Origin of the sequence: Pseudorhodoplanes sp. (assembly GCF_035565795.1) — a bacterium.
GTDB lineage: Bacteria > Pseudomonadota > Alphaproteobacteria > Rhizobiales > Xanthobacteraceae > Pseudorhodoplanes.
The window spans coordinates 15530-27224 of sequence record NZ_DATMRV010000088.1; the positions used below are offsets into that span (position 1 = coordinate 15530).

The 11695-nt window shown below is 63.3% G+C and carries 11 protein-coding genes; 7 read left to right on the top strand and 4 right to left on the bottom strand.

The features are described from left to right. The first annotated feature begins 28 nt into the window (after positions 1–28). From VNZ93_RS08515 to VNZ93_RS08530, 5 genes are all read left to right on the top strand, one after another. Positions 29–1042, top strand: a complete 1014-nt coding sequence (locus VNZ93_RS08515; RefSeq protein ID WP_325702900.1) for an NAD(P)-dependent alcohol dehydrogenase — start codon at positions 29–31, stop codon at positions 1040–1042. An 8-nt stretch (positions 1043–1050) separates the two neighbouring features. Then, entirely contained in the window at positions 1051–1503 is a 453-nt protein-coding gene (locus VNZ93_RS08520; RefSeq protein WP_325702902.1) for a PaaI family thioesterase, read from the top strand. Next, a complete protein-coding gene (locus VNZ93_RS24905; RefSeq protein ID WP_414710020.1) occupies positions 1503–1709 on the top strand; it encodes an enoyl-CoA hydratase-related protein in 207 nt (68 codons plus the stop codon). Before VNZ93_RS08520 ends, VNZ93_RS24905 begins: the two co-directional genes overlap by 1 nt. 173 nt (positions 1710–1882) lie before the next feature. Further along, positions 1883–3463, top strand: a complete 1581-nt coding sequence (locus VNZ93_RS08525; RefSeq protein ID WP_325702905.1) for an ABC transporter substrate-binding protein — start codon at positions 1883–1885, stop codon at positions 3461–3463. A gap of 57 nt (positions 3464–3520) precedes the next feature. Beyond that, a complete protein-coding gene (locus tag VNZ93_RS08530) occupies positions 3521–5131 on the top strand; it encodes a GMC family oxidoreductase (protein WP_325702907.1) in 1611 nt (536 codons plus the stop codon). On the opposite strand, the gene VNZ93_RS08535 is transcribed toward VNZ93_RS08530, so the two are convergent. Genes VNZ93_RS08535 through VNZ93_RS08545 form a run of 3 tightly spaced genes read right to left on the bottom strand, consistent with a single transcriptional unit; the run spans position 5128 to position 9113 of the window. Then, positions 5128–6021 (bottom strand): ABC transporter permease, encoded by an 894-nt coding sequence (locus VNZ93_RS08535; protein ID WP_325702910.1) that lies wholly within the window; start codon positions 6019–6021, stop codon positions 5128–5130. The two genes, VNZ93_RS08530 and VNZ93_RS08535, sit on opposite strands and share 4 nt — an antisense overlap. Before the next feature lie 7 nt (positions 6022–6028). Then, complete coding sequence (locus VNZ93_RS08540; RefSeq protein WP_325702913.1) at positions 6029–6982, bottom strand: ABC transporter permease; 954 nt, start codon at positions 6980–6982, stop codon at positions 6029–6031. Between the two features lie 16 nt (positions 6983–6998). Next, a complete protein-coding gene (locus VNZ93_RS08545) occupies positions 6999–9113 on the bottom strand; it encodes an ABC transporter ATP-binding protein (RefSeq protein ID WP_325702916.1) in 2115 nt (704 codons plus the stop codon). A gap of 119 nt (positions 9114–9232) precedes the next feature. Between VNZ93_RS08545 and VNZ93_RS08550 the strand changes: the two genes are divergently transcribed. Together VNZ93_RS08550 and VNZ93_RS08555 are read left to right on the top strand one after the other, a co-directional pair. Next, positions 9233–10051, top strand: a complete 819-nt coding sequence (locus VNZ93_RS08550) for an IclR family transcriptional regulator (RefSeq protein ID WP_325702919.1) — start codon at positions 9233–9235, stop codon at positions 10049–10051. Next, positions 10048–10815 carry an enoyl-CoA hydratase/isomerase family protein gene (locus VNZ93_RS08555; RefSeq protein ID WP_325702922.1) on the top strand — a complete coding sequence of 256 codons (768 nt, stop codon included), beginning with the start codon at positions 10048–10050 and terminating at the stop codon, positions 10813–10815. The genes VNZ93_RS08550 and VNZ93_RS08555 overlap by 4 nt, the downstream gene beginning before the upstream one ends. 15 nt (positions 10816–10830) lie before the next feature. Here the strand turns inward: VNZ93_RS08555 and VNZ93_RS08560 are convergent. Beyond that, positions 10831–11695, bottom strand: an 865-nt coding sequence (locus tag VNZ93_RS08560; protein ID WP_325702925.1) for an NAD(P)-dependent oxidoreductase, incomplete at its 5' end; no start/stop codon positions are given.

The window sequence follows — 11695 nt, forward strand, 5'->3', positions numbered from 1 at the left end:
CAGCTTTAAGAAAAACGGAGCTGCTTCGATGAAGGCCATGGTGATGGGCGGATTAGGCCTTTCCAACCTCGCGTTGCGTGACGTTCCAGATCCAAAGCCCGGACCCGGCCAGGTGCTGGTGCGCATGCGCGCCGCCTCGCTGAACTTTCGCGACCTGCTGACGCTCGACGGCAAGTACGGTGGAATGCAGAAGCGCGAGGACCTGATCCTCCTCTCGGACGGCGCGGGCGAGATCGCTGAAGTCGGCGCCGGTGTACGGGAATGGAAGGTTGGCGATCGCGTGGTCGGCTGCTTCTTTCCGTTCTGGCAGGATGGCGAGCCGCAGGACTTTCTTCTGCGCGACGCCCCCGGCGGCCTCGCAGATGGCGTAGCCTCGCAATATCGCGTCTTCAATGCCGACGCGGTCCTCGCAATTCCGCAAAATCTCAGCTTCGTCGAGGCGGCGACCCTGCCTTGTGCCGCAATTACGGCGTGGAGCGCGGTGCGCGTCGCGCACAAGACCGGCCCGGAGCACGTCGTGCTCACGCAGGGGACCGGCGGCGTCTCGCTTTTCGCGCTGCAATTCGCAAAGGCGGCCGGCGCGACCGTGATCGCGACCTCGTCGAGCGAGGCCAAGCTTCAGCGGTTGAAATCGCTCGGCGCTGATCACGTCATCAATTATCGGGACGATGCTGAGTGGGGGAAGACTGCCCGCAAGCTGACAAATGGCCGCGGCGTCGATCTCGTGGTCGAGGTCGGTGGAGCAGGGACCATCAAGCAGTCGATCCGCGCATCGAAGCTCGGCGGAACGGTCGCCGTGATCGGTGTGGTGGCGGGACCGTCGCTCGATTTCCCGCTGCCGCTGATCACCATGAACATGCTGAAGGTGGTGGGTGTTGCGCTTGGAAACCGTCGGCAGTTTGCCGACATGCTACGCGCCATCGGTCAGCACGGAATCAAGCCGGTGGTCGACCGCACTTATCCGCTTGAGCAGCTTCCGGACGCGCTGACCTGGTTGCAGGGCGGCAATCATGTTGGCAAGGTCTGTATCGAGATCAACTGAGCGCGGTGATGACGGAGCAAAATCCAGACCGCATGCGTGTCCGCGAGTTTCTCGCGGGCGCGCCCGCGCCGCTGGCCTTCGACTCGTCGCCGCTGCTCGCCGCGCTTGGCACGAGTATCGTGTCGGCACAAACCGGCCGGATTACGCTTCAGTTCGAGCCTTCGCCGCTCTTTCTGCAAGGCGCCAGCGTTGTGCAGGGCGGTGCGGTATCCGCGATGCTCGATTACGCGATGGCGGCAGCGATCATGACCGCGCTGGACGACACGATCCATTTCGCCACAGCCGGCCTCACGGTATCGTTTCTCGCGGCGGTGAAGCCGGGCATTCTGATTGCCGAGGGTGAGGTCGACCGGCTTGGTCGGCGGAACGGCTTTGCGCGGGCGCTGCTGCGGACCAAGGCAAACGACGCGATCCTGGCGACGGCATCGTCAGTGCTTACGCTGATCCCGCCGCAAGGCTGATCGATGCACACTGGGCCGCATCGCTTGCGCATTGTGCCAAGTCCACGCTGGCCGTGGTTGAGGGCGTCGCAGCCGGCGGTGGGCCGGAGGTCGCAGTGTGTTGCGACTTCATTCTGGCGAGTGAACGGGCTCGTTTCGGACTTCCGGACGTGAAGGCGAGCGTCGGCCGCTGCCGGTCTTGCCGAAGGCGTCAGATCATTTCTTGAGCGGCGTAGTCCGCGGTTCTGCGACACAATCGACAGTGAGCGCTGAGCAGCGCCGTTTGCATTTGACGGCGCACGCTGCGGCGTTAGACTCCATTGTAAGGAAAGAGGTTCCGATAAACGGAACCGCGATCGTCATGCGCAAAGCAGGCGACCGCACCATCAGGGAGGTTTTAATGCGATCTATCGCCCGCATTGCGCAAACATTTGTCTGCATTGCAATCGCCGGAAGCGTTGCGAGTGCCGCGCTGGCGCAGACGCCGAAACGCGGCGGCGTGTTGCGGCATGTCGTTGAAGGCGAACCAACAAGCTTCGATTGTCATGCGGCGGCGACGTCGTTCGCGCTGCAGGTGCTCGGGCCGCATTATTCGACATTGCTCAGATACGACCCGAACGATTTCTCCAAGATCATCGGCGATCTAGCCGAGTCATGGACAGTGGCGCCGGATCGTCTGAGCTATACCTTCAAGCTGAAGCCCGGGGTCAAATTCCATGACGGCAGCGACTTGTCGTCGGCCGACATCAAGGCGACCTTCGATCGCATACGCAATCCGCCGGAGGGTGTCACGTCCGCACGCAAGGGGCAGTTCTCGAGCATCGATTCGATCGAGACGCCATCGGCCGATACCGTCGTGTTCAAGCTGAAGCGGGTGAATCCGGGCGCGATCTTCATGTTCGCCAATCCCTGGAATTGCGTCTATTCGGCGAAGAAGCTGGAGGAGAATCCGAAGTTCTATGACACGAATGTCATGGGCACCGGCCCGTTCGTGTTCGAAGAGTATGTCAAGGGTTCGCACTGGGCCGCCAAGCGCTTCGACAATTATTACCAGAAGGGTAAGCCATATCTCGACGGCATCCGCGCCTTCTTCATCAATGGACCCGGCGTGATCAATGCACTGGCGGGCGGTCAGGTCGACGCGTTGCTGTTCCAGGTTGCGCCGCCGGATCGGGCGCGTCTGAAGAGCCTGCGCGGCGATGCGGTGGAATTTCACGAGAACTCGTTCAACATCACGAACTTCCTGACTGTGAATGTGAAGAAGCCGCCGTTTAACGATCCGCGGGTGCGCAAGGCGCTGAGCCTTGCGATCGACCGCTGGGGTGGCATACCGAGCCTCTCGAAGCTCGCGACGCTTGAATTCCCGACAGTGTTCGTGCCGGCGGCGAGCCCGGTGGCCTACAACAAGGACGAGATGGCGAAGCTCCCTGGCTACAGCACCGATATGGAGAAGCAGCGCGCGGAAGCGAAGAAGCTGCTCGCGGACGCCGGGGTGCCGAAGCTGAAGCTCACGCTATTGAACCGCAACGTCCGGCTGCCATGGCAGCCGCTCGGCATCTACATCATGGACCAGTGGCGTCAGATCGGCATCGAGGTCGACCAGATCTCGGCCGAGACCCCGCCTTATTTTGCTGCCCTGACCAGCGGCAACTATGACGTGGCCATCGACTTCAACAACACGGTCAGCGTCGACCCGAACGAAGTGCTGGTGAAGTTCATCCCCGGTAGTCCGAACAACTATTCGGGTGCCGAAGACAAGACGCTGGTGGAGTTGTTCAACAAGCAGGCTGATATCACCGATCCGGCCGAGCGGAAGAAGGTGGTGCGGGAGTTCCTCGAACGGCTGGTGGATCAGGGCTACAATATTCCCTTGTTCGGCAATAACCGCGCGACCGCTGCTGTGAAGGAGTTCAAGGGTTGGAAGCTTGCACCGACGACCGTGCTCAATCTCGACATGTCGGATGTGTGGTTCGACAGGTAACAAGCCAGTTGCTGCAGGCGGGGCCGCAAGGCCCCGCCTTTTTCTTTGGGGCAGGCTATGAGCGTTGCCGAAGCTGATTTCATCGTCGTCGGCGCAGGCTCTGCGGGCTGCGTGGTCGCCGCGCGGCTTTCGGAAGACGGTCACCGCGTGCTGCTGCTGGAAGCGGGGCCGAGCGACTGGCGGCCCATGATCCATATCCCGGCGGGGATGGTGACGCTGCTGCGGCACCCGGTGGTGAACTGGAATTACACGGCTGCGCCGGAACCCGGCATCGGCAATCGCGCGCTCGGCTGGCCGCGCGGCAAGGTGCTCGGCGGATCGAGTGCGATCAACGGAATGCTGTATCTGCGCGGCCATCCCGCTGATTATGACGACTGGGCGCAGATGGGCTGTGCCGGCTGGAGCGCGTCCGAGGTGTTGCCGTTCTTCCGCAAGTCAGAGCGGCGTATTGGCGGCGAGGACGACTATCGCGGGCGTGACGGCGAGATGGCCGTCGAGGACTATCGCACCATTCTTCCACTTACCCATCATTTTGTGAAAGCAGCCGTGCAGGCCGGCGTCCCGTTTACGCCGGATCTTAACGGATCGCAGCCTGAGGGCGTCGGTTATTCGCAGATGAGCCGCAATCGGCGCATTCGCCACTCTGCCGCGCGTGCTTTTCTGCGGCCGGCGCGGCGGCGCCCTAATCTGCAGGTCGAGACCGGTGCTCTGGCACGGCGCATTCTGTTCGACGGCAAGCGCGCCGTTGGCGTGGAGTATGAGCGCGGCGGCGCAGTGCATCAGGTGCGAGCGAAGCGCGAGGTCATTCTGTGCGGCGGCGCAGTCAATTCGCCGCAGCTTCTGCAATTGTCCGGCATTGGACCCGCGGCGCATCTGCAGGCGATCGGCGTGCCGGTGGTGCACGACCTGCCGGGTGTCGGCTCGAACCTGATCGATCATCTTGCGGCGTTGTTGGCTTATCGCGTGCGCGGGGAAGTCTCGGTCAATCAGCTCCGCCGTGGTGCATTGCTGGTGCGAGAGATCGCGCGCTGGTGCCTGTTCGGGACCGGGGCGCTGACCTTCGGCGTTTCCACCGCGAGTGTGTTCGCGCGGATGCGCGAAGGCCGGATCAGTCCTGACCTGCAAATTCTGTTCACGCCCGGCAGTTACGATCGCAGCCGCTTCGGCGAATTGGAACGCGAGCCCGGCATGACCGCGGCGGTGTGTGCGGTGAACCCGGAAAGCCGCGGCACCATCATGGCCGTCTCACCCGATCCGAAGCGTGCGCCGGAAATCCGGCCGAACTATTTTTCGGCGCCCGAAGACATGGAGGTGACGCTCGCGGGCATCCGTCTTGCGCGCCGCATTTTCGCGCAGCCGGCGATTGCCGATGTGGTGGCGGCGGAAACCGTGCCGGGACCGGAAGCGCAGGACGATGCAGCGCTGACCGAGTTCGCGCGCATGCACACGTCCACGGTCTTTCATCCGGTCGGTACGTGCCGGATGGGTATCGATCCGCAGGCCGTTGTCGATCCGCGCCTGCGTGTGCACGGCATCGGAGGCTTGCGTGTGATCGACGCGTCGATCATGCCGAAGATCACGACCGGCAATACCAATGCGCCCACGATCATGATCGGAGAAAAGGGCGCCGCGATGATCCGCGAGGATGCAAAGGCGTCGGCGCCTTAGGTCTTGAATTTCGGGTCGAGCCAGTCGCGCAGCGCGTCACCCAGCAGGTTGAATGCGAACACCGCAAGGCTGATGGCGAGGCCTGGAAAGATCACGATCCACGGTGCCTCCTCGAAGAAGTCCGAGGCGCTGCCCGAAAGCATCAGGCCCCATGCCGGCACTGGCTCAGCGACGCCGAGGCCCAGGAACGAAAGAACTGCCTCCAGCAGGATCGCCTGTGCGATATAGGCGGTCAGCATGATGAGATACGGCGCCATCAGATTTGGGATCATGTGGCGCAGCACAATGCGAGTGTTCGAATAGCCCGCAATCCGGGCCGCATCGACATAGGGCAGGTTGCGGATCACCAGCGCGGACGAGCGGATCACGCGCGCGACCTGCGGGATGATCGGGATGGCAATTGCGAAGATCAGGTTCATATCGATCCCGAACACCAGCCAGCGGCCCAGCACGGCGACCACAACGAGCGCCAGCACGATCAGCGGGAAGGACAACATCAGGTCGATGCAACGCTGGATCGCGTTGTCGATCTTCCCGCCGAAATAGGCGGACGCAGCTCCGATAATCGCGCCGATGGTACAGCCGAGAAAAGCCGACGACAGGCCGATGATCAGGGCGGTGCGGGCGCCGTAGATGATGCGCGAGAGGATGTCGCGGCCGAACGGATCGGTGCCAAGCAGATGCTTCCAGCTCGGCGGCTGCAGCATGTTGGCGAGATTGTTACGCACCGGATCGTACGGCGCGATATGTTCCGCAAAGATTCCCGCGAACATCATGACCAGCAGCACCAGCAGCGCGACCATGCCGGCCGGCTGCTTGATGCAGAAATCCACGACAGGATTGCGCAGCCAGGACGGACGCTTTGCGGGACGGAGCGTGGTGTCGGTCATGGCGCCCTCACTGGTACCGGACGCGCGGATCGAGCGCGGCGTAGACGAGGTCGATCACGAGATTGGTCGCGATATAGAAGGTCGCGAACAGCATCACCATGCCCTGGATCAGGGTGAAGTCATGCCGCGCGACGCTCTGCACGAACAGCTTGCCGAGCCCGTTCAGGCTGAACACCTGCTCGGTGACGACAAGGCCGCCGAGGAGGAAGGCGAACTCCAGCCCGATCACGGTGACCGCGGGAAGGAGCGCGTTGCGCAGCGCGTGACGCCGCACAATGACGGATTCGATGACGCCCTTGGCGCGCGCTGTCCGGATGTAATCTTCGCCCAGCACCTCAAGCAGCGATGAGCGCACGATGCGGGTCAGCACCGCCGCGAATCTGTAGCCGACCGCAAGCGCGGGCCAGATCAGTTGCCACAGATTGGCTGCCGGGTTCTGCCAGATCGGGGTGAAGGTGAGTGGCGGCAGGGTGCCGATGCTCCATAACATGGCGAGGATGATCAGCATGCCGAGCCAGAAGCTCGGGACCGCGAGCCCTGCGACCGCGAAGATGCGCACCGCGGTGTCGATCCAGGTCCCGCGATAGAGCGCCGCCATTGTCCCGAGTGGGATCGCGATGAAACAGCCGATGAGCGTTGCCATCAGCGCGATCTGGAACGTGATCTCGAAACGCGCGCCGACTTCCTCGATCACCGGTCGGCCGGTCCACATCGAATTGCCGAGGTCGAGCCGCGCGAGCCCCTTCATCCAGTCGACGAATTGCTCGGTGCGCGGCTTGTCGAGACCGAGACGTGCGCGCTCGCGTTCGATGACATCGACCGTTACGGTCGCGCCATCACCGCGAAGTTTCGCTTCGACGATGTCGCCGGGAAGCACGCGGAGAACGAAGAAGGTGATGATCGCGACGCCGATCAGCGTCGGAATCGCGAGCAGCAGGCGGTTGGCGACGTAGCGGAACATGCGCGCAACTCCCTGTTCAGACCTTGATGCAGGCCACGGCGTGGCCGGGTCGGATGTCACGCAGCGCGGGGACGTCCGCGCGGCATTCGGCCGTAGCGATCGGACAGCGCGTGTGAAACACGCAGCCCGTGGGTGGAGCAAGCGGGCTCGGCAATTCGCCCTTGATCAGCCGCGGTGCGCGCTCCTTCTCAACCGTCGGATCGGGAATTGGCGCAGCGTCCAGCAGCAGCTTTGTGTAGGGATGCATCGGGCGTTCGCACAGTTCGTCGCGGTCGGCGGTTTCCATGACGCGGCCGAGATACATCACGACGATGCGCGAGGAGATGTGCCGGACCACGGCGAGATCATGCGCGATAAACAGATAGGAGAGGGCGCGCTTTCGCTGCAACGATTCCAGGAGATTGACGATCTGCCCCTGGATGGACACGTCCAGTGCAGACACTGCTTCATCGCACACGATGAATTCCGGCTCGATCGCGAGCGCCCGCGCGATGCCGACACGCTGGCGCTGCCCGCCGGAGAGCTGATGCGGATAGCGTTCCGCCATTTCGGGCCGCAGGCCGACCTCGTTGAGAAGGGTCGCGACTCGTTCTCGCGCCGCCGCGCTGTCCCGTGAAAGCCCGTAGACTTTCAGCGGTTCGGCGATGATCTGTCCCGTCGTCATCCGCGGATTGAGCGATGAATAAGGATCCTGGAACACCGCCTGGATCTTCCGCCGCATTGCCTTGAATTCGGCGCGGCCCATATCGCGGAAGTCGCGGCCCCCGAATGCAATCGAGCCGTTTGTCGGAGTCTCCAGCCGCAGGATCAAGCGTCCGACCGTGCTCTTGCCGCATCCGGATTCGCCGACGAGACCGAGCGTCTCGCCCGGGCCGACCTCGAAGCTCACGTCCTCCACCGCGCGCACCTGATGAGTGCGCGCCAGAAGTCCGGTCTTGACCGGGAAATGCTTTGTCAGTCCGCGGATGGAGAGGACAGGCGGTTGCGTGTCCTGCGGCGCATCGCTGGACGTCGCGGCGTCAGCCTTTTTCCAGGCAAGCTTCCCTGCGGCGATGTCCTGCGCGCGGATGCAGGCCGAGAGCCCTCCCGTATCGGTGGGTGCGAGCGGGGGAGGCACGTCGCAGGCGGGCAAGCGGAAAGGACAGCGCGGCGCGAAGCGACAGCCGGGCAGTTGATCGGTGGCGGAGGGCGGTAAGCCTTCGATGGTTTCGAGCTGGCCCGTGCGTGGGCGATCGAGGCGCGGCACCGATCGCAGAAGCCCCATCGTGTAGGGATGGCGCGGGCGGTGAAAGACGGCGTCAGCATCGCCCTGTTCGACCACGCGGCCGGAATACATCACCACCACGCGATGCGCGTAGCGCGCAACGATTCCAAGATTATGGGTAATGATGATCAGTGCGATGCCGAGGTCGCGCGACAGCGACTTCATCAGCTCGAGGATCTGCGCCTGAATCGTGACATCGAGTGCAGTCGTCGGTTCGTCGGCGATGATCAGCTTGGGATTGCAGGCCAGTCCGATCGCGATCATGACGCGCTGGCGCATGCCACCGGAGAACTGATGGGGATATTGCTTCAGGCGCTGTTCGGGATCGGAAATGCCGACCAGCCGCAACAACTCGGCGGCGCGCGCATGGGCCTGTTGCGTACTCATTCCGAGATGGAATTGCAGCGGCTCGATGATCTGCAGCCCTATCGGCAGGACCGGATTGAGCGAGGTCATCGGCTCCTGGAAGATCATCGCGATTTCCCGGCCGCGCACGTCGCGCATCTGCTCTTCGGGCAGTGCGAGCAGGTCGCGGCTTTCGAACATGATGCGCCCGCGCGGAATCCGTCCGGTGCGGGGCAGCAGTCGCATGATGGAATGGGCAGAGACCGATTTACCGGAGCCGGATTCGCCGACGAGTGCGACGATTTCGCCGGGACTGACCTGCAGGCTGAAGCCTTCGACGGCGCGCACCGTCACCACATCGGTCGCGAAGCTGACGTGAAGGTCGTCGACGCTCAGCAGCGGTTGAGCGGACACCGCGGGCGCAGGCCGACGCTCGCCGGTCGGCACCACATCGCCGGTCATAGGCGAGGCAAGCGCGTCCCGGGCGACCGCGGCGGCAGGTGTGTGCCGACGCTCAGTCATTTCCTCCCATCCGGTGTCATTCCTTCTAGCGGAATGCTTTTCCACTCAGTAGGATAGAGGCCGATAGTGGGTCTGACAAGCGAAGACGGTAGTCAGCGCGCACGAAAAAGGACAGCTCAGTGTCTGAAGAAGCAACCAGCACGGTGGTCCGCGTTGTGCGCCTCCTGCAATGCGTCGCCGAGATGGGCGGAGAGATATCGGTCAAGGAGTTTGCGCAGCGGCTGTCTCTGCCGCCAAGCACTGTGCACAGGCTGCTCAAGCTTCTGATGACGCAAGGACTGATCGAACAGCGCGCCACGACGCAACGCTATCGCGCGGGGCGCGAACTGTTCCGCATTTCCTCGCTCGTCACGCGGCAGATCGACATCGACGAAATCGCGCGGCCAATCCTTGAAGCCTTGCGCGATGCCTGTCACGAGACCTGCTATTTTGCGATGTATCTGCCAGCCTCGCGCCGCTTCGTCGGAACCGTGGTGGCGCGCTCACCGCATCCGCTCGGCTATCACTTTGAACCGCTGATGGAACAAAAGGTGGCCTGGGGCGCGGTCGGCCGGTGCATGCTGGCATATCTGCCGGACGACGTGGTTGCCAAGGCGGTAGCGGAGGCAGGGCCGTCGCCCGCCGGCAATCCGCCGCCAACCCTGAAGGAGATGCGAGACGCGCTGCAGGAGATCCGCGAGCGCGGTTATGCGTCGGCTGAAGGGGAAATCTTTCCGGAGGCTATCGGTTTCGCCCGGGTCGTACTCGATGCCGACGGCAACGTGATGGGATCACTCGGCATCACCATGCCGATGATCCGCTACAAGCCGGCGATGCACAAGCAACTGGCCAGTCTGGTGATGGGAAAGGCGAAGGAATTGAGCAAGGCGTTCGGCTATTACGAGCCGGCGGAGGCAGCCACGCCGAACGCCGGGTCATTGCGGAGGGCGCGACGATGAGCGACGCATTTCGGTTGATCGATGAGGGGCCGCTGCTGGTGCTCGAGATCGACCGCCCGCAGACGAAGAACAGCCTGAAACTGACCGAGATGGAAGCGCTTGGCGAGTTGCTCGCGAGCGAGCGCGTGCGGGGTGCGCGTTGCCTGGTGATCCGTGGGGCGGGCGAAAGCTTCTGCTCGGGTCGCGATGTGCGCGAGATCAATCCCGAAGGCGAAGACGCGCACGACATCCTGCTCAATCGGATCGGCCCGGTGCTGCAGCGGCTCTATACGCTGCCGGCGCCAACGATATCCGCCGTGCGCGGGCCTGCGCTCGGGTTCGGACTGGGGCTGGCGCTCGCCTGCGACATCACCATCGCATCGGATGATGCCATCTTCGGCAGCCCGTTCCGCCGCATCGGCGCGGTCCTCGATTCCGGCGGGCACTACTTTTTTCAGCAAAGACTCGGACGGCATCGCGCGGCCGAACTGGTGTTCACGGGCCGGATGCTGAGTGGGAGTGAGGCCGCCGGGATCGGACTGATCAACGAGGCGGTGCCCGCGGACAGACTTTCCGAGCGGACTGCAGAACTCGCCAATCTGATCGCAAGCGGTCCCACAGCGGCCTTCCGTGCGACCAAGGATATCCTGTCCGGGGACCGCAGCTTCGATGATGTGCTGGCGCTTGAGGCTCGCTACCAGAAAGAGGTGACGCGCGGTCCGGACGGACAGGAGGGGCTTGCGGCGTTTCGCGAGCGAAGGAAGCCGGTGTTCAGCGGCGTGTAAACCAGCGCCGCAAAACTACTCCGCGTTCTTCTCCCAGAACGTGTCGAGATATTTGTAGAGATTTGTGAAATCGACATCGCGGCCGAGCTTTTTCTCTGCATCGGCAAACAGCGCGGTCACATCCTGCGGCAGCGGCGCCGAGAAGCCGACGTGACTTGCCGTCTCGGCCATCACGCGCGCATCTTTCGCCGCAAGCCACATCTTGAAATTGGCGGCGAACTTGCCTGAGGTGACCTGCTGCTTCAACACGAACTCGGTCGCGGCGTTCCGTCCGTAGGACGCGTTTATGATGTCGACCATCTGCTCGGGATCAAGGCCATATTTCTGACCGACCAACAGCCCCTGCAGAGCCGAGATGAGGTTCAGTGCGGCGACGTAGTTGTTGATGGTCTTCATCGCATGGCCGGCGCCGAGCGGCCCGGTATGGAAGATCGACTTGCCCATCGCGCGCAGGATTCTGTCCGCGCGCTGTACGAGCGCCGCGTCGCCGCCGACCATCAGCGTCAGCGTGCCGTCATCCGCGCCCTTCTGCGCGCCCGAGACGGGTGAATCGATCAGCCCGATGCCGCGTTGTGCCAGCTCCTTGCCGAGGGCGAGCGTATCCGGCGGCGATGACGAGGAGCAGTCTATCACCAGGGTGCCTTCTTTCGCCGCCGCGATGGGGGCGTCGCCGCCGAACAGGGCGGCGCGCACCACCTTGCCATCACCCAGCATCGTCACGATGGCGTCCTGGTTCTCACAGGCTTCACGCGGAGTAGAAACGGCCTTCGCGCCGCTGCGGCTCTCGAAGTTTGCGCGCGCTTCTGCCGACGGATCGAATGCGGATACGGTGAAGCCCGCCTTCACGAGATTGACCGCCATGCCGCAACCCATGGCGCCC